This window comes from Roseivirga seohaensis (assembly GCF_001592945.1).
GTDB lineage: Bacteria > Bacteroidota > Bacteroidia > Cytophagales > Cyclobacteriaceae > Roseivirga > Roseivirga seohaensis.
Window position 1 is genome coordinate 61,198 of sequence record NZ_LRPB01000006.1, and the last position, 22,383, is coordinate 83,580.

Annotated in this window: 27 protein-coding genes and 1 tRNA gene; 10 read left to right on the forward strand and 18 right to left on the reverse strand. The window is 38.6% G+C overall.

The annotated features are described in order from the left end of the window. Positions 1 to 8: 8 nt before the first annotated feature. A complete protein-coding gene (locus tag AWW67_RS04010; RefSeq protein ID WP_062300412.1) occupies positions 9 to 470 on the reverse strand; it encodes a type I restriction enzyme HsdR N-terminal domain-containing protein in 462 nt (153 codons plus the stop codon). Between the two features lie 32 nt (positions 471 to 502). Here AWW67_RS04010 and AWW67_RS04015 point away from each other — a divergent pair, with 32 nt between their 5' ends. Both AWW67_RS04015 and AWW67_RS04020 read left to right on the forward strand, forming a co-directional pair. Beyond that, complete coding sequence (locus AWW67_RS04015) at positions 503 to 1,276, forward strand: AMP nucleosidase (RefSeq protein ID WP_053222791.1); 774 nt, start codon at positions 503 to 505, stop codon at positions 1,274 to 1,276. Continuing rightward, a complete protein-coding gene (locus AWW67_RS04020; RefSeq protein ID WP_062300413.1) occupies positions 1,276 to 2,910 on the forward strand; it encodes an amidohydrolase in 1,635 nt (544 codons plus the stop codon). The genes AWW67_RS04015 and AWW67_RS04020 overlap by 1 nt, the downstream gene beginning before the upstream one ends. A gap of 270 nt (positions 2,911 to 3,180) precedes the next feature. On the opposite strand, the gene AWW67_RS04025 is transcribed toward AWW67_RS04020, so the two are convergent. The 12 genes from AWW67_RS04025 to AWW67_RS04080 all read right to left on the reverse strand — a co-directional run bounded on the left by AWW67_RS04025 (position 3,181) and on the right by AWW67_RS04080 (position 11,834). After that, positions 3,181 to 3,645: an ExbD/TolR family protein gene (locus AWW67_RS04025; RefSeq protein WP_053222793.1), complete on the reverse strand. Its 465-nt coding sequence runs from the start codon at positions 3,643 to 3,645 to the stop codon at positions 3,181 to 3,183. Between the two features lies 1 nt (position 3,646). Then, on the reverse strand, positions 3,647 to 4,315 hold the full coding sequence (locus AWW67_RS04030; RefSeq protein WP_053222794.1) for an ExbD/TolR family protein: 669 nt from the start codon (positions 4,313 to 4,315) through the stop codon (positions 3,647 to 3,649). Positions 4,316 to 4,322: 7 nt separating this feature from the next. After that, a complete protein-coding gene (locus AWW67_RS04035) occupies positions 4,323 to 4,685 on the reverse strand; it encodes a hypothetical protein (RefSeq protein ID WP_062300414.1) in 363 nt (120 codons plus the stop codon). 21 nt (positions 4,686 to 4,706) lie between these two features. Beyond that, entirely contained in the window at positions 4,707 to 5,504 is a 798-nt protein-coding gene (locus AWW67_RS04040; protein WP_053222796.1) for a MotA/TolQ/ExbB proton channel family protein, read from the reverse strand. Between the two features lie 93 nt (positions 5,505 to 5,597). Continuing rightward, positions 5,598 to 5,684: transfer RNA gene (locus AWW67_RS04045), tRNA-Ser, on the reverse strand. A 99-nt stretch (positions 5,685 to 5,783) separates the two neighbouring features. After that, positions 5,784 to 6,833 (reverse strand): asparaginase, encoded by a 1,050-nt coding sequence (locus tag AWW67_RS04050; protein WP_062300415.1) that lies wholly within the window; start codon positions 6,831 to 6,833, stop codon positions 5,784 to 5,786. Continuing rightward, entirely contained in the window at positions 6,830 to 7,600 is a 771-nt protein-coding gene (locus tag AWW67_RS04055; protein WP_062300416.1) for a TatD family hydrolase, read from the reverse strand. The genes AWW67_RS04050 and AWW67_RS04055 overlap by 4 nt, the downstream gene beginning before the upstream one ends. Next, on the reverse strand, positions 7,597 to 8,709 hold the full coding sequence (locus tag AWW67_RS04060; protein WP_062300417.1) for a glycosyltransferase: 1,113 nt from the start codon (positions 8,707 to 8,709) through the stop codon (positions 7,597 to 7,599). Before AWW67_RS04060 ends, AWW67_RS04055 begins: the two co-directional genes overlap by 4 nt. Beyond that, positions 8,706 to 9,326, reverse strand: a complete 621-nt coding sequence (locus tag AWW67_RS04065) for a polysaccharide deacetylase family protein (RefSeq protein WP_062300418.1) — start codon at positions 9,324 to 9,326, stop codon at positions 8,706 to 8,708. The genes AWW67_RS04060 and AWW67_RS04065 overlap by 4 nt, the downstream gene beginning before the upstream one ends. Further along, positions 9,313 to 10,533: a GAF domain-containing SpoIIE family protein phosphatase gene (locus AWW67_RS04070; RefSeq protein ID WP_062300419.1), complete on the reverse strand. Its 1,221-nt coding sequence runs from the start codon at positions 10,531 to 10,533 to the stop codon at positions 9,313 to 9,315. The genes AWW67_RS04065 and AWW67_RS04070 overlap by 14 nt, the downstream gene beginning before the upstream one ends. A 5-nt stretch (positions 10,534 to 10,538) precedes the next feature. After that, positions 10,539 to 10,793, reverse strand: a complete 255-nt coding sequence (locus AWW67_RS04075) for a hypothetical protein (protein ID WP_053222802.1) — start codon at positions 10,791 to 10,793, stop codon at positions 10,539 to 10,541. A 9-nt stretch (positions 10,794 to 10,802) separates the two neighbouring features. Beyond that, the gene (locus AWW67_RS04080; protein ID WP_176699991.1) at positions 10,803 to 11,834 is read right to left on the reverse strand and encodes a glycosyltransferase; all 1,032 of its coding nucleotides are present in this window, start codon (positions 11,832 to 11,834) and stop codon (positions 10,803 to 10,805) included. 155 nt (positions 11,835 to 11,989) lie between these two features. Between AWW67_RS04080 and ruvC the strand changes: the two genes are divergently transcribed. After that, positions 11,990 to 12,553, forward strand: a complete 564-nt coding sequence (ruvC, locus tag AWW67_RS04085; RefSeq protein WP_062300535.1) for a crossover junction endodeoxyribonuclease RuvC — start codon at positions 11,990 to 11,992, stop codon at positions 12,551 to 12,553. Between the two features lie 141 nt (positions 12,554 to 12,694). Further along, complete coding sequence (locus AWW67_RS04090; RefSeq protein ID WP_062300421.1) at positions 12,695 to 13,762, forward strand: PAS domain-containing sensor histidine kinase; 1,068 nt, start codon at positions 12,695 to 12,697, stop codon at positions 13,760 to 13,762. Here the strand turns inward: AWW67_RS04090 and AWW67_RS04095 are convergent. The 5 genes from AWW67_RS04095 to rsmA all read right to left on the reverse strand — a co-directional run bounded on the left by AWW67_RS04095 (position 13,759) and on the right by rsmA (position 17,966). Next, a complete protein-coding gene (locus AWW67_RS04095) occupies positions 13,759 to 14,157 on the reverse strand; it encodes an HIT family protein (protein ID WP_062300422.1) in 399 nt (132 codons plus the stop codon). The genes AWW67_RS04090 and AWW67_RS04095 overlap by 4 nt on opposite strands. Positions 14,158 to 14,159: 2 nt before the next feature. Next, the gene (gene greA, locus AWW67_RS04100) at positions 14,160 to 14,636 is read right to left on the reverse strand and encodes a transcription elongation factor GreA (RefSeq protein ID WP_053222807.1); all 477 of its coding nucleotides are present in this window, start codon (positions 14,634 to 14,636) and stop codon (positions 14,160 to 14,162) included. Positions 14,637 to 14,876: 240 nt separating this feature from the next. Next, the gene (locus AWW67_RS04105; RefSeq protein WP_062300423.1) at positions 14,877 to 15,836 is read right to left on the reverse strand and encodes an NAD(P)-dependent oxidoreductase; all 960 of its coding nucleotides are present in this window, start codon (positions 15,834 to 15,836) and stop codon (positions 14,877 to 14,879) included. 4 nt (positions 15,837 to 15,840) lie between these two features. Next, positions 15,841 to 17,199 (reverse strand): magnesium transporter, encoded by a 1,359-nt coding sequence (gene mgtE, locus AWW67_RS04110; RefSeq protein ID WP_053222809.1) that lies wholly within the window; start codon positions 17,197 to 17,199, stop codon positions 15,841 to 15,843. Continuing rightward, positions 17,187 to 17,966 carry a 16S rRNA (adenine(1518)-N(6)/adenine(1519)-N(6))-dimethyltransferase RsmA gene (gene rsmA / locus AWW67_RS04115; RefSeq protein ID WP_062300424.1) on the reverse strand — a complete coding sequence of 260 codons (780 nt, stop codon included), beginning with the start codon at positions 17,964 to 17,966 and terminating at the stop codon, positions 17,187 to 17,189. Before rsmA ends, mgtE begins: the two co-directional genes overlap by 13 nt. Before the next feature lie 146 nt (positions 17,967 to 18,112). Here rsmA and pdxA point away from each other — a divergent pair, with 146 nt between their 5' ends. The 6 genes from pdxA to accB all read left to right on the forward strand — a co-directional run bounded on the left by pdxA (position 18,113) and on the right by accB (position 22,370). Beyond that, positions 18,113 to 19,135, forward strand: coding sequence for a 4-hydroxythreonine-4-phosphate dehydrogenase PdxA (pdxA, locus tag AWW67_RS04120; RefSeq protein WP_062300425.1), 1,023 nt, complete (start codon positions 18,113 to 18,115; stop codon positions 19,133 to 19,135). A gap of 161 nt (positions 19,136 to 19,296) precedes the next feature. Continuing rightward, a complete protein-coding gene (locus AWW67_RS04125; RefSeq protein WP_062300426.1) occupies positions 19,297 to 19,851 on the forward strand; it encodes a YceD family protein in 555 nt (184 codons plus the stop codon). A gap of 24 nt (positions 19,852 to 19,875) precedes the next feature. Then, on the forward strand, positions 19,876 to 20,067 hold the full coding sequence (gene rpmF / locus AWW67_RS04130; protein WP_053222813.1) for a 50S ribosomal protein L32: 192 nt from the start codon (positions 19,876 to 19,878) through the stop codon (positions 20,065 to 20,067). A 187-nt stretch (positions 20,068 to 20,254) separates the two neighbouring features. Further along, complete coding sequence (locus tag AWW67_RS04135) at positions 20,255 to 21,253, forward strand: beta-ketoacyl-ACP synthase III (RefSeq protein ID WP_062300427.1); 999 nt, start codon at positions 20,255 to 20,257, stop codon at positions 21,251 to 21,253. Positions 21,254 to 21,305: 52 nt separating this feature from the next. Next, positions 21,306 to 21,869 carry an elongation factor P gene (efp, locus tag AWW67_RS04140; RefSeq protein ID WP_053222815.1) on the forward strand — a complete coding sequence of 188 codons (564 nt, stop codon included), beginning with the start codon at positions 21,306 to 21,308 and terminating at the stop codon, positions 21,867 to 21,869. A gap of 30 nt (positions 21,870 to 21,899) precedes the next feature. After that, positions 21,900 to 22,370 (forward strand): acetyl-CoA carboxylase biotin carboxyl carrier protein, encoded by a 471-nt coding sequence (gene accB / locus AWW67_RS04145; protein ID WP_062300428.1) that lies wholly within the window; start codon positions 21,900 to 21,902, stop codon positions 22,368 to 22,370. Positions 22,371 to 22,383 lie beyond the last annotated feature (13 nt).

Here is a 22,383-nt window from a genome sequence, read left to right on the forward strand (position 1 = left end):
ATACGAAATCAAATCATGGCTTTCAACTCCTGAAGGCTGGGTATTTTCTCTAAGAAACTTACTTTCTGTTCTTCTTCATCAAACCAACAAGCATAATGCGCCATGCCATTAGTAACAATCAACAGTTTTGCTTTGAGTGTTTTATTATACACCGCAATTTGATCAAAAGCATTTTGGGTAATTTTTACCGAAGGCGCCTTACACTCTACAATCACAAGCGGTTTCATGAATTCATCATAAAGCAGAATATCAGAGCGCTTTTGCAATTGATTGTATCTATTCCCCGTCTCCACACTCATTCGGCTCATAGAATACCCCAAATTACTAGCGAGAAAATGAATAAAGTGCTGACGTACCCATTCTTCTGGGGTAAGTACAACAAATTTCTTCCGTATAGGGTCAAAAATAACTAATTTGCCGTCCCTTTTATCGAGGCGATATTCATAGGCCGGCAGGTTGAGTGAATCCATCGAACAAATGTAACTGAACCCAAAACTTATACATGAAAACTAAGCAAGAAATTGTTGAAAACTGGCTCCCCCGCTATACTGGGGTTCCCAATGAAGACTTCGGAGAGTACATTCTACTAACTAATTTTATTACCTATGTAGAAATGTTTGCCAACAAGTTTGGGGTTGAAATTAAAGGCGTAGGCCGCCCCATGCAATCAGCAACAGCAGAAAACATTACCATTATCAATTTTGGAATGGGAAGTGCCATGGCTGCTACGGTAATGGATTTACTTTCTTCCATTTCGCCTAAAGCAGTTCTATTCCTAGGCAAATGCGGTGGTTTGAAAAAGAAAACTGCCATTGGTGATTTGATCCTACCTATTGCCGCCATTCGTGGCGAGGGAACCAGCGATGACTACATGCCGCCTGAAATTCCAGCATTACCCTCTTTCCGTTTGCAGAGGTCTGTCTCTTCTATGATCAAGAAGCATGAGCGCGATTACTGGACTGGCACCTGCTACACTACTAACCGTAGGGTGTGGGAACATGACAAGGCCTTCAAGAAATACCTTCGTAAAATTAGAGCGATGGCCGTTGATATGGAAACCGCTACGCTTTTCACAGTGGGTTTTGTAAATCAAATCCCTCATGGTGCTCTCCTTTTGGTTTCTGACAATCCGATGATTGCAGAAGGTGTGAAAACCGAAGAAAGTGATAAAAAAGTCACTTCAAACTTCGTTAACGACCATTTAGAAATAGGGATTGACGCACTAAGAGAACTCAGAGACTCTGGTGATTCTGTAAAACACTTAAGGTTCGAATAATGAAAAAACTATTATCAATAGCCGCAGTAATGTTCTTTCTGTGGTCATGTGGGGGAAAGCAGAAAGCTGACCTGATTATTCACAACGCTACGGTATATACCGTAAACGATGATTTTACTGTTGCAACGGCTTTCGCTGTGAAAGACGGGAAATTTGTTGGCGTTGGGTCAGACGAAGAAATTCTCAAAGACTTTGAATCTGATGAAACCATTAATTTAGAAGGTGCTCCTGTTTATCCAGGGCTGATTGATGCACATGCACACTTTTACCGTTATGGTTTAGGTTTGAAAAATGCAGATTTAGTTGGCACAAAATCCTTTGATGAAATTCTTGAAATTCTTCAGGCACACCGCGAAAAATACCCAGACGATGAATGGATAGTTGGCCGCGGTTGGGATCAGAATGATTGGGAAAATAAAGAGTTTCCGAGCAAAGAAAAACTCGATAAATTATTCCCTGATGTGCCCGTCTTCCTTTCAAGGGTTGATGGCCATGCAGCTTTGGCAAATTCTGCTGCCATGAGTCAAAGTGAGATTTTCGGTAAAACAAAGGAAGTAACGGGAGGTAAAATCTACTTCGATCAGAATGGAGAACCAACGGGGCTATTGGTAGACAACGCCATGGATTTGATTGGCAAATACATTCCTGAGCAAACTAGAGCCGATCAAATTGAAGCACTTATTATGGCGCAACAAAATTGCTTTGAAGTTGGTCTTACAGGCGTTGTAGACGCTGGCTTAGAGGTAAGCACAATTGAGTTAATCGATTCATTGAATAAATCAGGTGAGCTTAAAATGAGGCTTTACGCCATGGTAGCCCCTTCAGAAGAAAGTATTGATTACTTTAAAAAGAAGGGTAAGATCAAAACAGATTACCTCAATGTTCGCTCGTTTAAAGTGTATGGTGATGGCGCCTTAGGTTCTCGCGGTGCTAACTTATTAAGTGATTATTCTGATGACCCAGGAAATGCTGGCTTCCTTTTAGAGAAAGAATCGACTTACGATGAACTGGCGAAAGTAATTTATGACATGGGCTTTCAAATGAATACTCACTGTATAGGTGATAGAACTGATCGTGTTATTCTTGATATCTATGGCAAATACCTTCCTGAGGATAATGACTTAAGATGGAAGATTGAACACGCACAGGTAGTTTCGAAAGAAGATGTTCCAAAATTCGGAAAGTATAATATCATCCCGTCAGTTCAGCCTACGCATGCTACTTCAGATATGTATTGGGCAGCAGAAAGATTAGGGGAAGAAAGAGTAAAAACGGCTTATGCCTTTAAAGATTTACTCGACCAAAACGGTTATATCGCGCTGGGTAGCGACTTCCCAGTGGAAGACATTAATCCTATGTATGGTTTTCATGCTGCAGTGGCTCGTCAGGATGCAGAAAACTGGCCAGAAGGCGGATGGCAAGCTGAAAACAAACTTAGCAGAGAAGAAGCGCTTAGAGGCATGACCATCTGGGCAGCTTATTCTAACTTTGAAGAAAACGAGAAAGGGAGTATTGAAGTGGGCAAATTTGCCGATTTCATCTTCACCCAAAAAGATATGATGAAAGCTCCCGAATCAGAGCTTAGGAACTTAAAGATAACTGCCACATATTTGAATGGCAAGAAGGTGTATTAAGAAAACATCTTTTACTAATTATTAACAATAAAGGGGCTCTCGCATAAGAACCCCTTTATTGTTTTAGAGCGTTCTACTTGAAAACCTCCGACTTACGGATGCTACAGTAATACTCGAAACATATATACTCATAAGGCGGCATTCTATTTTATCTCAAACAGCTTACTGGCCTCTAAGCTGTAATCTGATTATTAAATACCAAAGTAGACAACCGGGAATAAAAAAAGGCTGCCAAATGGCAGCCTTCTATATTATGTAGTTTTATCAAAACTAGTTATCATCTGTTTTTTGAGGTGTAGCATAAATGATCTTACGAGCATTTGCTTCTCTCAATTCAGTTTGAATATCAACAATAATCCCCATTTTGGTTTCCTTATCTACTTTAAGAGAAATTGTGATTTGATCACGCTCAACTTCGCTAAGTTGATCTTTCTCTGTGTTCACCCACTGAACAATACCGTCAATAGCAATAAATGCATCGTTGGCTTGGATTAATGATTCTGTACCAAAAATCTCAGGTTCTTTAGGTTCACCTACGTATAGATAGGTTACAAGCTTTTTCTTTTCAAGCTTTACTAATTGCTCAGCTCTTGGAATATCTTGCTTTACCAAAACCTCTGTTTCTCTCATCACAGTTGTTACCATGAAGAAAAACAAAAGCATAAAGATAATATCAGGCAATGCCGCAGTTGGGATGTCCTGACTGGACTCACTTTTCTTCTTAAACTTTGACATATTAACCTCCTACTTTACTTGGTTCTGCAATCGAGATCGACTTAGGTATTCCTGAACGAGCTCTATCATATAAATCCAAATCTCTTGGATCGTTTCTATTCAATTTCCTAAACTCCTCAGCAGTTAAACCTACCCTTTCACCATACACTCGGTTATAAGCAGCGTTTAGCTGATCTAGAATTTCAATGAAAATTTCATAACTACTTCCTCTATCTGCTTTAAGCGATACAATAGCAGCGTTTGGTCCATCAGACGATTCGCCTGACCTCAACTTATTATTGATGTATGCTTTCATTGTAGCAGGTAAAGACTCATAGGTTTGTCTATCACTCACTTTCTCTCCAGTAGGGCCTTTCTCAACGTCAGACATCTTACCGAAATTTAAAATAAAGTCATAAACCATATCTCCTATCAAAGATGGATCGTCTAGTCTCTCATCTTCCACCAACAGCTGATTCAGGGAGTTTACCTGAATTTTAAAGATATTTCTCTCTTGTTGCTTTACTTGGTCTGGTTCTTCTTCATCCTGTTTAGGAGGAAGTAACAAGGTCAAACCTTTGTTGGTGGCAATTTGAGTAGTTACCAGAAAGAATATCAATAATAGGAAAGCGATGTCGGCCATTGAGCCGGCATTTACCTCCTGACTTCCTCTGTTCTTACTTCTTGCCATAATTAAATTATCTAACTACTCTTGCGATTGACGAATATATTAAACCTACAACAGCTACTAATAGTAGTACTAAAGTTGTGGTCATTGCTCCACCTATCAATTTATAGGCAGTTACCGTTGACGCTGCAGAAGGGTCTATGTTAGTAGCTTCAAAAGCTCTTTGGCTAACAAGGTCGATTTCAGCAGGGGCCATTGAATATCCAATAAAGAATATTAAACCTAAAACTACCAAGCCGATTCCGCTCTTAACCAAACTCTTAGGATTACCCAAAGAGTTAACTAGGTTCATCACAATAGCGGCAACCGTTGCTACAGCAAGCAGAATGTAGGATGCGTATAATCCTAAATCAATTAATTGGTCCTGATCCATAATAATCTATTTACAGGTTAATTACTTAGACAAATTGTGCTTCACTAGCAAGTCAACCAAAGAGATTGACGCATCTTCCATTGAGTTAACAATTGAATCGATTTTAGAAACACAGTAGTTATAGAACAATTGAAGGATAATCGCAACGATCAAACCACCAACTGTTGTTAAAAGGGCTACTTTAATACCACCAGCAACCAATCCTGGAGAAATATCACCAGCTGCTTCAATCGCATCGAAGGCACCGATCATACCAATTACAGTACCCATGAAACCCAACATTGGAGCCAATGAGATGAATAGAGAAATCCAAACTAGACCTCTTTCTAAACGACCCATTTCTACAGAACCGTAAGCAATCACTGATTTTTCAACCATTTCAATTCCTTCTGACATTCTCATAAGACCTTGAGTAAAGATAGATGCTACTGGACCTCTTGTGTTTTTGGTCACTTCTTTAGCTGCTTCAACCCCTCCAGACTCTAGAGCATCTTCTACTTTGCTCAAAAGCTTGTTTGTGTTAGTCGTTGCCATATTAAGACTGATAATTCTTTCGATTGAGATAGCAAGTCCAAGAATTAAACAGATTAATACTGGAGACATAAACTTAGGATCTCCTTCAATAAATTTTTGTTTGATGACTTGATCTAAAGACTCTTCTGGCATATCCGCCAATTCGTCTGAATAGTCAGGGTTTTCTGGTATGGTGTTTTCTACTTGCTCGGTTGTAGCTCCTTCTTGAGCATCGTCTTGAGCATAAGCATTGAATCCAATCGACAGAACGCCTAAGATCATCAATAGTGAGAATAACTTTTTCATAGTCTAGTTTTGATTAATAAAGGTTAAAACGGTTTCTAAATTATTAATAATTATTGTTAAAAGAAATTATACTTAAGTTTTTAGTTGATCATGCGGAGAGAGAGGGATTCGAACCCTCGATACCCTTTCGAGTATACACGCTTTCCAAGCGTGCTCCTTCAGCCACTCGGACACCTCTCCTCAACTTTTATCAACAAATGCGCTTATCGCAAGGTGACAAATAAATCAATAAAATATCCTTTATGCAAATTGATTTATGTTTTTGTCAATCAATAAAAATCAGTTCATTTCGCCCGAAATAGCACTCGTCAATTTTTCTCTAAGTTCATCTAATTCAGTGTTTCTACCAAATAAGTGCATCATTTTCGTAGTAGCGGCTTCAGTTGTCAAATCTCCGCCACTAATAACGCCTATTCTATTTAAAGCACTGCTGGCCTCATATTTACCTTGAATTACATTTCCCCCATTACATTGCGAAACATTCAGCACAACAACTCCCTTGTTTACAGCACTTTCCAATAAGTTTAAGAACCAAGGCTGATGAGGAACATTACCTGAACCATAGCTCTCCATAACTATTCCTTTAATAGATGGGGCATTCAATAAGTGCTTTACCACGTGTTCATTAATACCTGGGAACAGCTTTAAAATAACAATATCGTCCTTTAATTCTGGGTAAAATTTAAGTTTAGAATTGTGGTCATAGGCCTTTAAAGCGGCATAATTATAATCTATCACAATGCCAGCCTCCGCCAATGCAGGGTAGTTTTCAGATTCAAAAGCATCGAAATGACGACTTTCAACTTTCTTTGAACGGTTTCCTCGCAACAATAAGTGGTTAAAAAAGATGCATACTTCTGAAACAACCGGCACTCCATCTTTGCTGTCTGCGGCAATCTCTAATGCTGTAACAAAGTTTTCTCGCCCATCTGATCTGGGGGAAGCAATAGGCAATTGAGCCCCCGTAAATATAACTGGCTTGTTCAAACCTTGCAGCATAAAGCTTAAAGCACTAGCAGAATATGCCATAGTATCTGTTCCATGCAGCACAATAAAGCCATCGAAAGCGGTGTAATTATCTTTAATGGTTTGACCAATTTGTACCCAATGCTCGAGTTTTACATTCGAGGAATCAATTGGAGGGTCGAAGGAAATTACCGACAGGTTAATATTTAATTCCTTCAAAACAGGTATTCTGGCTACTACGCGTTCAAAGTCGCAAGGTACTAGCGAACCGTTTTCTTCATAGTCCATCCCCAAAGTACCACCAGTATATACTATAAGTATAGATGCTTTTGGGTTAGGCGAAAATTCTAGGGTTGAAATCATGACTGCACTTTAAATAATGAATTGGCATTTTTAGTGGTAATGGCTTCAATTTCTGCTACCCCAACTTGCCTTAAATCAGCAATTTTTTGAGCTACCAACTTTAAATAGGAAGGCTCATTTCTTTTCCCTCTATAAGGAACAGGCGCCAAATAAGGGCTATCGGTTTCTAAAACCACATGATCCATATTTAATTGAGGAATTACCTCATCCATACCACTGTTTTTGAAGGTAACCACCCCACCTAAACCAATATGAAAGCCAAGTTTATGAATACGTTCTGCTTGCGCTACAGAACCATTAAAGCAATGGAAAACACCTGTAAGGTTGTCTTCTTTAAGACCTTCTACCAAGTCGATGGTCATATCTAATGATTCTCGACAATGGATTATAATCGGTTTTTGATATTGTTTTGCCCAAGCTACTTGAATCTTGAAGGCCTCTACTTGTTGATTGATAAAGGTTTTATCCCAGTACAAATCAGTACCCATTTCACCAATAGCTGCAAACTCGCGCTTTCCAAGCCACTCTTCAACAATATAAAGTTCTTTCTGAAAATCGCCTTTTACAGAACACGGGTGAAGCCCCATGGTAGCCACACACAAATCTGGATATTTTTCTTCCAACTCCAGCATTCCATCAATTGATGTATGATCAATATTGGGCATGTAGATTTTAGAAATGCCTTCTTCTCTTCCTCTTTCTAATACCTCATCTATGTCCTTCTCAAACTGGTCGGCATAAATATGGGCATGGGTTTCAATCATCATTTAAACTTTCTTTTCTTCCAGCTGACTCTAGGGTTCAGCACTAAAACAACAAGAGCAAATGTATCTAAAAGAGCAATAATAAATGGCTTGAAGAGACTAAACTTAACATCAACTTGACCTAGAGTACGCTTAACTTGATACTGTTTAATGTTTTCGATCAGTAGTTTTAATACTATCAAGGAAATCAATACGATGAGCACTTTTGAGTTTGTTAGAAATAACAATACCGCCAACATTTCAATCAGCAGCAGACGATAAACTATAAACCCGATACCAGAAAGTGTTCTATAGCTCAGAATTCCCTTGAGCCAGCGTTTTCTCTGATCAACATAGTCTAAAATCCCTTTTATAGGAAAAGTAATGCCTGCTCCTTTATCAATAAGTTGTGCTGTTTTCAAGCCTGCTTTTCTAGCGGCCAATAACAATTTCAGATCCTCTACTTTAGTTTTACCAAGGGCTTCAAAACCACCTATTGTTTGATATGCCTTTTTCGAAATCAGCATATTATTACCCAAGGCTGTAAGTGTATTTCCGTAGTCTGAAAAAACCTTTAGGCTATGAATGCTATTTTGCCAATCCATTTTCTGAATGGATGAAAAATAACCTTCGGTTTTTACTTCGGTATAACCGCTCACCACATCAACGCCTTGAATTGCTTGAGCAACCATCGTTTTCAGCCAATGTTGAGTAACAGTAACGTCTGCATCTAAAATGATTAAATAATCACCTTCGGCCTTGGTCGCCAATTGTGCCAAAACGTTCGACTTAGCAATAAGTCCATTTAAATGAGGTAGGATAGAAATGGATTTGACATGAGGATATTTATTGATCCAACTGTCAATTATACCTTGAGTTCCGTCTGTTGACTGGTCGTTCCCTACTAAAACCTGAAGCTTTTCGTGCGGATAATCAAGATTGGCAACCGCGTTAAAGCAAGCCTTTAAATTCTCTTCTTCATTTCTAGCAGCAATTAAAATAGTTACTTTAGGCCAAGTTTGAATAGAATCAATTTCAACGGCTTTAATAAAAAAACGCTTAAATCTCCAGATTAAGGCCAGTTCTGAAAGTAGGATGAGCGCAAACGTAACAAGCAAAACTTCACCAATCATAACGGTTTAAAAGTAAAACCTTTCGATTGAAAATGCTCTAAATAGCGAGGTAATGCATATTGAAGGCTATCAAAAGCCTTCAAGCTGTCATGGAATACAATAATACTTCCTGATTTAGAATACTGAATGCTCTTTTTTAAAACGGTTTCAGCTGATAGTTTTTGCGAGAAATCACCTGAGAGCACATCCCACATAATGATTTTTCGAGAAGACAATTGCTTGATTTGCTTAAAGGTGATTTTACCATAAGGAGGCCTAAAGAGCCTTCCTTCTTCTCCATACTTATGAAGTTCTTCCTCACACTTCAAAAAGTCTTTAAGATATTCAGTAGCGTCTGTTTCCCACCCTTTTACGTGATGATAAGTGTGGTTACCTACCGAATGACCTTTACTGAGTACTTCTTTAAAAATGTCGGGATGCTTGTGTATGTTTTCTCCAACACAAAAAAAAGTAGCCTTTGCATCAAACTCACCCAGCGTTTTCAATACCCAAGGTGTAACTTCTGGAATTGGGCCGTCATCGAAGGTTAAATAAATGGCTTTTTCATTACTTGTTTGTTTCCAAACTAAGCTAGGGTAAAGCCATCGGGCAAATATGGGTGTTTTATGGAGTAGCATTATTTACCCTACAAGATAAGAAAGTAAGGTCATCGGCAAAGGCATTCTCCTTTTTGAATCCTTCTAACTCTGTCATTAAATCATTGTGGGTAGTTTGAAGGTCTTTATTTTTATGATCCACCAAGAACTTCCTTAGCCTTTCTTCGCCAAACTCTTCTCCAGCACTATTAAAAGTTTCGGTAAGGCCATCGGTAAACATGAAAAGCGAGAATTCTTCTATATTTTCAATTTCACCTTTATCCAAAAACGGAAGCGGATCAAATGCGCCTAACACGGTACTTCCTTCGTTCAAAATCATTACCTCATCCTTTGTAATCAAAACCGGATGATTGTGACCACAGTTAAAATAGCGAAGGTTCTTTTTATCAAAGTCGTAGACGGCTAAAAAGAAGGTTATAAAGTTTTCACCCTTTGCGTTGTGCCATGTCTGATGATTCAGTTCATGTATTACCTGTTCTGGATTTTCAGCATTCCTACTCAAAGTTCTTAATACTGCCTGAAAATTAGACATTAATATAGCGGCAGGCATTCCCTTTCCCGATACATCGGCAATACAAACTAGAAATTGATTTTCGTTGGGAATAGGAATATAATCGTAATAATCTCCACCTACAGTTTTACACGGCTGGTAGAATGCCTTTATCTCTAATTTTTGAGAATTAGGTAAAACATCTGGAAAAAGATAGTTCTGAACGTTTCTAGCAATTTCCATTTCGCGCTGAATGGCCTGTTGCTCAAGTTGTTTTCTGGCCAATCGCTTATTTTCAATCGCTACGAGAATCACATTACTCAAGGCTTGTATAAAGGTGGTATCGGCTCCTTTTTCTTCTTCTGAAGTTTTAATAAATACAAATGCGAGCAGTTTTTCTTTATGAGTAACAGGTATTATGATATCAAATTCATTAAAGCATGAAATAGAGAGTTTTGCATCAGTCACCGCAACTATCTTCTTCAGATCAAAACACCCTGTATCGAGTGGTATTTTAGTGAAATCCTTTTTTGCACCAAATTGCACCTTACATTCCCAGTCTAGGTCTTTCACATACAATACCATTTTAGATAATTGCAGATTGGCCCTAAGGGTAAATTCATAAATTTTATAGAGGTCATCTTCAGGAAGGTTGTCGTTCACCGCTTGGGTAATTTCCAAGAGTGCGTTTACCTCCATTTCCTTTCTATAAAACTTACGTTGAAGTGTATCTTGCATAGTGCTTAACGACCGTTGTGAACTAATAAGCCTTCTTTGGTGGCCAAATAAAAATACGAAGTGAGATCATTCCCCAACTCACTCAATGCAATTGGCATTTCTGCTTGGCGGTCGCCAAAGCATTTTACCCAACCCTTGTTCAACAGCCCTGAGAGTACTTCTTTAAGTTCGCTCTCTGCCAACTGCGTTTCTTCCAAAATGGCATTAAAAGGTTGAACGAAGTAAAGCTCATCCAAAACATCAAACTCATTGTCGGTCATATTATTGTACTAGATTTTGAAACTTCTTTCCTTCCATTGAAAACGCCCAAAGTTAGATGCCAAACCAACATAAAGCACGTAAAAAGGATAAAAGGTTTGTAACAAAAGGAAGTGGAAAAACGAATAGGCTTGTTTTAAATCACGGAAGTAATTTCTAATGAGCTGAAGCTCTAAAACCACCTTTATTAGCCAAAGCCCAACCAAAGAAACTAATGATACTTTTCCAAAAAGGAACAATAGCACTAAGCCCACAAGGGCTATTTGCACTGAATAAACAAACAAGGCCGATATTATTGTAGACCACCGCATGCCTACTTTCCATTTACTGGCCCAACGCTTGCGTTGCTGAATAAAATCGACCCAATTTGTGTGGGCAAGAGTATGTACAACTGAATCGGGATTCTTAGCAAAGACAACACCATTCGGGTACTTTTTGGCTATTTTCATCATCAGCAACTCATCGTCACCCGAAGGTGTTTGTTCTATGCCCGTAAACCCTTCTACCTCAGTAAATACCAATTTTCTATAGGCTAAATTGGCTCCATTGGCCATGGTGGGTTTACCTAAACCAATCAATGCTGCGGAAGAAGCCAGCACTGCACCAAATTCAATCCGTTGCAATTTTTGAAAGAAACTTCCTCCTTCCAACACCACCGGCCCTGTAATCATTTGTGTTTGGGAGTTGTTAAAACCAGAAGTCATAGCTTTCAGCCAGTTTTCATTACACCAACAATCTGCATCTGTAATAACAATAATTTCACCCGAAGCCTGTGCAATACCTGCCGTAATAGCGGCTTTCTTTCCTTGGGTTTCTTCTAAAGAAATAATACTAAAAGAGAATGGGATATCTTTCTCAACCAGCTGCCTTAACACGTTTAATGAATCATCGGTAGAGTGGTCGTTTACGAAAAGCACTTCAAACCATGGGTATGTTTGAACCTTCAGTGCCTCCACTAATCGCTTCAGATTTGCTTCTTCATTTCTGAAAGGAATAATCACCGATACTTTCCCTTCATACTTTTCAGCACTAGCAAACGGCATCTGTTGCCAAGCAAGAATGGGGAAAAATAAAAGTAGCAAGTAACTAAAAACAACACCTGCGACAAATAGAACCATATGCGAATTACGCGGAAAGCATTTGCATTTAAAACCTTGTTTTGAATTACAGAAATGGAAGGTTTATTTATCTTGCACCTATGCCATTAGCCAAAGCTCCTATTAAAGAGAAAATCATTCTCGGTATCGACCCTGGTACCAGTATAATGGGCTATGGACTCATCTTGGTTTCTGGCAAAAAAATCACGCTCCTTCAATTTGGCGTTATTCACCTTAGTAAATACACTGGGCACGAATTAAAACTGAAGAAGATTTTTGAAAGGGTTACTTCTGTTATTGAAGAATTTCAACCCGATGAAATGGCACTGGAAGCCCCCTTCTTTGGAAAAAACGTTCAGTCCATGCTCAAATTAGGAAGGGCGCAGGGTGTTGCCATGTCCGCAGCTTTGGCCAGAGAAATTCCTATTACAGAATATGCCCCTAAAAAAGTGAAGCAATCTGTTACAGGAAATGGAAATGCCTCTAAAGAACAGGTGGCGGCCATGTTGAAAACGTTATTAAAAATCGAAACCCTCCCAAAATTATTCGATGCTACCGATGCTTTAGCAGTAGCGCTTTGCCATCATTTTCAGGGTGGCAGCCAACAAAGCGGCAACAAAAGCTGGAAGTCGTTTATTTCTGATAATCCCGGCCGAGTTAAATAAGGATAACCAATTTCTTTATTATTTTATATCATCATTCAATTATAATACATATAATTACCTAATCAGCATACATCCTAAAACAGTCCTTTATGTATAATTCGCTCGTGATTTTTGGGCATTTACTGAAAGGATAAATCTTATATGAATAAACTCAGATTGAACTCAGACTATTTCTTCAAGTTTTCGCCAGACTTACTTTGCATTGCCGGGTTCGATGGATTCTTCAAAAGGATAAACCCTGCTGTTCCAAACCTTTTAGGTTACTCCGAAGAAGAGCTATTGTCACGGCCTATAAACAGCTTTATCCACCCACTTGATAGAAATCTTACCGCTGAATATCGAGAGAGCATTAAAAAAGGCAAGCCTCTTATGAATTATGAAAACCGCTATTTGAAAAAGAATGGAGAAATAGTGTGGTTATCATGGACATCAATGCCCTTAAATGAAGACAACTTGGTTTATGCTATTGCTAAAGATATAACTCATAAAAAAAGGCTAGAAGAAGAGCGAAATGCTTTATTGGCTAACCTTTCAATGATGAATAAGAAGTTGAAAGACTTATCATTTACCACTTCACACGATTTGAGAGAACCTGTGAACAATCTATTCGGTATTCTCCACCTTTTAGACACCTCTGAAATTAAAAATCCAGAAACCTTAAATTTGATTGAACTTCTGAAAAAAACGGCCGAAAAGTTAGAGTTCAAAATGAACAAGCACCTAAATGAGCTGAGTGAAAACGCCAAAGTTTCAGTGAAGATTGAAGATGTATCATTGGCAGAGGTATTAAAAACCGTGCAAGACTCTATTGGCGCATTAATAAGTAATTCAAAAGTGGTTTTTCAGATTGATTTCACCTCCTTTCAGACCATAAGTTTTAACCGGGATTATTTAGAAAGTATTTTCCTGAACCTCATTACCAATTCAATCAAATATGCCAAACCAAGTACCACTCCCATTATAACCATAAAGGCTAAAATGGTGAGAGAAGTTAAACGCCTGATATTTACCGACAATGGTATTGGCTTTGATAAAGATGCCGTAAAAGATAGAATTTTTGGCTTGAGTCAAACCTTCAACACCCGTCCAGAAAGCAAAGGCATAGGTCTTTACCTTGTTCATACCCACATGACCAACCTAGGCGGTCATATTTCAGTAGAAAGTAAAATTAATGAAGGAACAGAGTTTACGCTTTCCTTTAAAGGTTAGGCATGATACTTCGCCTTTATCTTTTCAGCCGTTTCGGCCAATTCCTCTTGACTTAAACTTAGTTTGGGTTTGCTAAAGTCAATATCGGAAATATTCTGAAGCGGAATTAAGTGAATGTGAACATGGGGCACTTCAAGGCCAATCACGGCTACGCCAATTCTTTTGCAAGGCACAGCAGCTTCCACTGCCTTGGCTACCTTTTTAGTAAAGCTGTGTAGGTTTATGTAAGTATCTTCACCCATATCAAAAATATAATTCACCTCCTCTTTAGGAACGCATAATACATGACCTCTTTTCAATGGATTAACATCCAGAAATGCAATGTTATTATCGTCTTCTGCCACTATATGGCCGGGAATTTCTCTGTTAATGATTCGAGTGAAGATACTTGGCATAATTATTCTAATGTAATGTCTAATATTTCGAATTGCATAGTGCCAGCAGGCGCTTTTACTTCTGCAATCTCACCAATTTTTTTATTCAAGAGTCCCTTGCCAATTGGTGATTCATAAGATATTTTTCCGGCCTTCAGGTCCGCTTCTTTTTCGGATACCAAAGTGTATTTTACTACCATGCCGTTTTTAACGTTTTTGATTTTAGCTGTTGAAAGGATTGAAACTTTAGAGAGGTCTACGTTTTCATCTTTCATGATTCTCGCATCACCAACAACCGTTTCTAGCTCAGCAATTCTCATTTCCATGAGGCCTTGAGCATCTTTTGCAGCATCATATTCAGCATTTTCACTCAAATCACCTTTGTCGCGTGCCTCAGCAATTTGTTTCGACATGTCCGCTCTCCCTTTGGTTTTAAGGTGATGAAGCTCATCCTTCAATTTCTGCAAGCCTTCTTCCGTGTAATATGAAATTCCAGCCATAGTTTTAATTGTTTAATTTGTTATGCTATAAAAAACAAAGAACGGCTCCTAACAGAAACCGTTGCTTTAAATACAAAAATCGCCCGCTAAGGCGATGTATGCTTCAAATTTAAGCAAAATATATATACTCTCCTACTAACAGTAAGTTTACTCGGGTAATTGAAAAGGGCTTAAAATTAGATTTGAGGTATATTTATCAGCTTTCAATTAACTCAAAATGGTAATTAACCACCTCCTAAATCACGGCTTATTTGATTCTGACATTATGTGATAATGCGAGGCAATTTTCCCTACCAACACTTCATTGATTCTTTTGTAAGAAGAGAATGTCCAGCCGCCTACATGCGGAGAGAAAACTATATTTTTCCTTGAAAATAGATCTGTAAACTGATTTCGCTCATCTTCGGTCAGATTGTCGAACTTTTCCTTATCTAAAACATCAAGGGCAGCACCTTTTATTTTGCCTGAGTCCAATAATTCCAAAAGGTCTTTTGTTGGTAAAATCTCTCCTCGGGCGGTATTTAACAGGTAAATATCCTTTCTGAAATTCTGAATAAAGTCTTTATTCACCCAAGCTCGAGTTTCTTCATTTAAAGGAATATGAAGACTAAGGATATCAGATTTGTCAAACAATTTTGCCAAGCTCACTTCCTCTACGTTTTTGGTTCCAAAGCCCTTTTTATACTTGTCGTACACCAATACACGGCAATCAAAAGCCCTAAGTCTTTGTACAAAAGCCTGCCCCATGTAGCCATAGCCAATAATGCCAATGGTTTTATCGCTTAGTTCGTCACCTCGGTTGCCTTCCCTGTCCCAAATCCAATTTCTTACTTCGGCATCAGATTTTATAATATTGTTCAACATGGAAAGCAAAAGCCCCATGGCGTGCTCGGCCAATGCATCTCTATTTCCTTCTGGGGCATTCAGAATCTCAATTCCTCTCGACTCCACGTACTGAACGTCAATTTTATCTAAACCAGCACCCGCTCGGCCAATCACTTCTAATTTAACAGCAGCGTTAATCAGCTCCTGATCTACATCCGTTTTAGAACGAATGAGCAAGCCTTCGTAATTACCAATAATACTGAGCAATTCACTTCTGGAAATCTGGGGTTGATAATCGGCATCTATTCCAATTTCTGAAAGCAATCCACAGATGCTCTGATGCATATCATCAACAATCAAAAACTTCTTCTGCATAAGCTTAGAGTAATAAGTTGGCAATCAATAAATACACGGTAATTCCCAACATATCGTTGGCCGTGGTAATAAACGGCCCAGAAGCCAAAGCTGGATTAATTCCGAGTTTATCTAATATCAGTGGTGTTGCTGTTCCTGTAAATGAGGCCAGCAAAACTACGGCCTGAAGTGCAATAGCTACCACTAAACCGAGTTTAACTTCTCCATATAAATAGACAACTAAGAAGCTGATTGAGCCCAACACTAATCCGGTAAACATGGCAATTGCTACCATTTTCAAGAGTCGTTTTCCTAAACTATCGGTAAATACTGATTTAGTGGCTAAACTTTGAACTACGAGGGTTGAAGACTGCACCCCTACATTTCCGCCCGTAGCCATAATCAATGGTATAAAAAGCGCCAAGCCTGTAATGGTTTGAATTTGATCTTCGAAACCTCGAATTACATATGCACCAACAATTCCGCCTACCAAACCAATAATCAACCACGGCAATCGGGCTTTCAAAATCACCCAAATGGTATCGTCTTCCTCTACATCTGAAGATATACCCGACATCAGTTGTCTGTCTTCTTCGGCCTGATCGGTAATTACATCTACAATATCATCTATGGTAATTCTACCCACTAGCTTGCCTTGAAGGTTTACTACGGGCACCACATCGAGGTCGTATTTTCGCATGATGTCGGCCACTTCTTCTTCATCCATATAGGTTTCAACAGAAATGACATCATCATCATAAATTTCACTGATGTGCGTATTATCATTGGCTAGCAAAATATCCTTCACAGAAACTTTACCCAATAGCTTATATTTATCGTCAACTACATAAACCGAGTAAATACGATCTACATTTTCACGCTGTCTTCTAATTTCTTCAATGGTCTGAACAATGTTCCAATTCAAATTGGCGATGATCATCTCCTTCGCCATTAAACCTCCTGCACAATCCTCATCATAGCGCATTAGCTCATGAATATGGGCAGCGGTATCTGGATCAATAATTTCAGAAATTACTTCTTCACGTGTTTTGGCCGGAAGTTCATTGATGATATCTACCGCATCATCAGAATCCATTTCAGTAATGTAATCGGCTACTTCTTTTGGTGTGAAGTTTTCTAAGAATTTAGTTCTAGTGTCTTCTTCAAGGTCTTCTATAATTTCCGCCCCAACCTCATTGTCCAATATATCTATGACATATTTGGCCATATCGGCATTCAACTCATCCAGTAATGCAGAAATATCGGCAGAATTCACCCCCTCCATCGTGTCGCGGATAAAGGCACTATTTTTTTCCTCTATGGCTATTTCTAGCGCACTAAGGTATTCTTTAGAAAGTTCAAAAATGGTTTTTACTTCTGACACGATGATATAAGATTCGTCAGTTCCACATACTGGTCAACAGAAAGTGTTTCGGCCCTTTGATCGAGCACTTTTTCTCCGCTGAGTTCCTCTGGCAAATTTATTGGTTTTAGTGCGTTGCGCAATGTTTTCCTTCTCATTTGAAAACCTGCTTTTACTACCCTTCTAAAAAGCACTTCATCGCAATCCAAGGCTTCTCTTTTGTTTCTTTTTAACCTAATTACCGCGCTATTTACCTTGGGAGGAGGGTTAAAAACATTAGGAGGAACTGTGAATAAATATTCTAACTCATAATAAGCCTGTAAGAACACACTTAAAATTCCATAGGCTTTATTTCCTGGGGCAGAAATAAGGCGATCGGCCACTTCTTTTTGAATCATACAAACTACTTCGGGCACCTGCTGCTTCAAGTCCAGAATTTTGAAAAATATTTGTGATGAAATATTATATGGAAAGTTACCCACTACCCCAAATTTACCTGGAAATAGCTCTTCCATATTCAACTTCAGAAAATCACCTTCAATAATTCTTCCTTCAAGCTGAGGGTAATGCTGCTTGAGGTAAGCCACAGACTCTCTGTCAATCTCAATTACTGAGGTTTCTTGTTTGTTTTGTAAAAGAAACTGAGTGAGCACACCTGTTCCTGGACCAATCTCTACTACTTTATCATAGCCTCCATGACCAGTAAGTCCATCGGCAATACTTTTGGCAATGTTCAAATCTTTTAAAAAATGTTGGCCGAGGTGTTTCTTAGGTCTTACTGATGACATGGAAGTAACTTATAGAAAAAACATTAATTTGCGCAAAATGAGAATTCTGTTGAAGATTACTCAGAGCAGGGCTTCATTGTTCTTCTCAAATTCAAACCTACTTCAACTTTTCTTTAAAGATTACAAAAGCAGGAAATTCTTTGATTATGAATCTACATTCAGAAGACGAAACTACATACAAACCCGTAATTGGCATCACCATTGGCGATATTAATGGCATTGGCCCCGAAGTAATTATAAAAACCGTTTCGGAACAGAAGCTTTACGATTATGCAACCATAATACTATATGGCCACGGTAAAGCCTTTTCGCACTATAAAAAAATGCTAGAGCTTACTAATTTCTCCTTCTATCAATTTAATAGTGGCGATAGGCTACATGAAAAAAAGGCCAATGTGATTAATTGCTGGGAAGAAGATTTTGAAATTAAACCAGGAGAAGAAAACAGCGAGGGAGGTAAATACGCCTTAGCTTCTTTACAAAAAGCTGTGGCAGATTTACAAAACGGAATAATTGATGGAGTTGTCACAGCCCCTATTAGTAAAAACAATATTCAAAGTGGAGACTTTAACTTCCCTGGTCACACTGAGTTTTTCACCACTACTTTTGGTGCGAAAGACAGCCTAATGTTCCTCTGCAACGATCGGCTTAGAATTGGCGTGGCCACTGGTCATATTCCTTTAATGAAGATTAAAGAAGAATTAACCACCGAAAGACTGACCAGCAAAATAGATTTGATGTTAAAATCATTGAAAAAGGATTTTGGTATCAGTAAGCCTAAAGTCGCTATTTTAGGACTGAACCCTCACGCTGGAGAAGATGGCCTATTGGGTTCAGAAGAAAAAGAACTAATACAGCCAGTAATCAACGAATTCAAAGAAAAAGGGCATTTGGTTTTTGGCCCCTACCCTGCCGATGGTTTCTTTGGCAATAACACCAATTCTAAATTTGATGGTATATTGGCAATGTACCACGACCAAGGCTTAATTCCTTTCAAGACCATAGCTTTTGAAGATGGCGTTAATTTTACCGCTGGTCTTCCGATTGTAAGAACATCTCCCGATCATGGAACCGCATTTGGGATTGCTGGCAAAAACGAAGCCGACCCCAGTAGTATGAGGGCTGCACTTTACATGGCAATTGACATTATACGAAACCGAAGAGAATAAGCTAATTAAGAGCGATTTAAGACAACTATCAATAAACCATTAACCGCCCGCAAGTAGTTGACTAATAATTGTTCGATATTTATTAATGAAATAAGTAAACACTATTTTAGGATTCAATTGAATTTTCATACCTTTGCAGTCCTGATTTTGAGAGGGGATAATTGAAACCAATCAGAAAATATGAAATACAGATCTTTAAGCTCAATACTGGGCTGCATGATTTTGAATTTCTGTTAGATGATAAGTTCTTTGAATTATTTGACAATGATCTAGTTAGAAAAGGAAAACTTACTGCTAACATTTCATTGATCAAGTCCGAAACAATGATTCAGACTGTTTTTCACATTAAAGGTTCTGTAGAACTAGAGTGTGATAGAAGTCTAGATTTGTTTGATTTTCCGATAGACTTGGAAAGGCCGTTTATATACAAACTCGGAAACGAGTATGAAGAACTGTCGGATGAAGTAGTGGTAATACCACGCGACACCCAACAACTGAACGTAGCATCCATAATGTTTGAATTTATAGGACTTGAAATCCCCATGAAAAAACTTCACCCACGTTTTCAACAAGATGAAGAAGATGAAAATGAAGATGAAGTACTCATGATATACTCTTCGGAAGAAGATAATGATGAGAAAAATAAAGATCAGGAAAATGAAGAATCAATAGACCCACGATGGGCTTCTTTGAAGAAATTGAAAAATAAAGAATAGCGAAAGCTATAAAATTGTAGAAAAATGGCGCATCCTAAGAGAAAAACCTCGAAAACCAGAAGAGACAAAGGTAGAACTCACAAAAAATTGCATGGCAAGGCTTTAGCTATTTGCCCAACTACCGGAGAAATGCATTTGCCTCACAGAGCTTTCTGGCATGAAGGAAAACTTTACTTCAAAGGTAAAGTAGTAATGGAAAAAGAAGTTTTAGCCTAAGTTTAACTTTTGGCTTCTTGAATATTTGCTCCTGAATCAACATTCAGGAGCAATATTTATTTATAGACACTTCATTTGACCAAAATATGGTTTCGTTCAATCTATTATTTGAATCTGAAGCATGAACCCTTATATTGGCGAATTATTTAGAAATAAGAATGGAGCTTTCCGTTCTATAAAATATTGAATGACTAAAATCAGAGCTAAAATCTCAGGCGTCAACGGTTGGGTGCCAGACTATGTTTTAACCAACAAAGAGTTAGAAACCATAGTAGACACTACTGACGAATGGATAACTTCCCGCACTGGCATTAAAGAAAGAAGAATATTAAAAGGAGAAGGTCAAGGAACCTCTGTTTTGGGTATTGAAGCTGTAAAAGGCTTGCTCGAAAAAACGAATACCGATCCTTCTGAAATTGATCTTCTGATCTGCGCCACCACTACCCCCGACATGATGTTTCCTGCCACTGCCAATATTATTGCAGATGCCATTGGAGCAAAAAATGCATTTAGTTACGACTTACAAGCGGCCTGCTCAGGGTTTATTTATGCTGTAACTACGGGTAGCCAGTTTATTGAAACGGGCAAATACAAGAAAGTTGTGGTAGTTGGAGCAGACAAAATGTCTTCTATCATAGACTACAGCGAAAGAACCACCTGTATTATTTTCGGAGACGGTGGCGGTGCGGTTCTATTGGAGCCTACGGAAGAAAATGTCGGAATCATGGACTCCATTCTTCGATCTGACGGATCGGGAGCCCAGCATTTGCACATGAAAGCCGGAGGAAGCCGAAAGCCAGCTTCTCATGAAACCGTAGACAATCGTGAGCATTACGTTTACCAAGAAGGTTCCGCAGTTTTTAAGTTTGCCGTTACTAATATGGCAGATGTTTCTGCCGAGATTATGGCCAAAAACAACTTACAAGGAGAAGATGTTACTTGGTTAGTTCCTCATCAGGCAAACAAAAGAATTATAGACGCTACAGCAAGGCGCATGGAAATTGGTGAAGAAAAGGTAATGTTGAATATCCACAAATATGGCAACACAACCAGCGGAACCATTCCTCTTTGCCTTTGGGATTATGAAAGCCAACTAAAAAAAGGTGATAACCTAATTTTAGCCGCATTCGGTGGTGGGTTCACTTGGGGAGCTATATATTTAAAATGGGCATACGACCCATCATAAAAATTCCTAATGATCAAAATTGAATATTTGTAACTTAGTTTGAAATAAACGCATGGCAAGTACAGCAGATTTTAAAAACGGTCTTGTAATTGAATACAATCACGACCTTTACGCAATCACCGAATTTCAGCATGTTAAGCCTGGAAAAGGACCTGCATTCGTAAGAACAAAACTAAAAAGCATTAGAACAGGAAAAGTATTGGACAATACTTTCACTGCTGGTGTAAAAGTGGTTACGGCCAGAATTGAAAAAAGGCCTCATCAGTTTCTTTTTAAAGATGACTACGGTTATAACCTGATGAACTCAGAAACTTTTGAACAAGTTGCAGTGCCAGAAGAGTTGATTAACGCACCTCAGCTCATGAAAGACGGACAAGAAGTAGACGTTCTTTTTCATGCCGAAACTGAATCTGTTTTGAGTGTAGAGTTACCGGCATATGTAGAACTTGTTGTAACTTACACCGAGCCTGGCATTAAAGGAGACACGGCCACGAATGCCACAAAACCTGCCACGCTCGAAACTGGCGCTGAAATTCAAGTGCCATTGTTCATCAATCAAGACGACAAAATTAAAGTAGATACTAGAACTAATTCATACGGTGAGCGTGTAAAATAGCCACCATCTCAACGAAATAATCGAATTGTTATGAATGCTAAAGAAATCAAGAATATGATCGACTTCATTGCTAAATCAGGTTTAGCAGAAGTCAACATTGAAACTGAAGAGTTCAAAATCAAAGTAAAAAGAGATAACGAAGGAAAGGTAATTGCTACTGCACCTTCTATGCCTCAACCCGTTGCAGCTGCCCCAATAGCCGCAGCGCCAGCTCCTCAAGAAGCAGCTAAACCCGCTCCAGCAAATGACGAGTCGAGCAAATATGTTCAAATTAAATCACCAATGATTGGTACTTTTTATCGCTCACCAAAGCCTGAAGACCCTTCATTTGTAAATGTTGGAGATACAATATCAGCTGGCGATAAAGTTTGTATCGTAGAAGCCATGAAGTTATTCAACGAAATTGAATCTGAAATTTCTGGCACCATCGTAAAAGTATTGGTTGAAAATGCATCACCAGTAGAGTATGATCAACCATTATTCTTGGTAGATCCTGCGTAAAAATTTGGTTAAG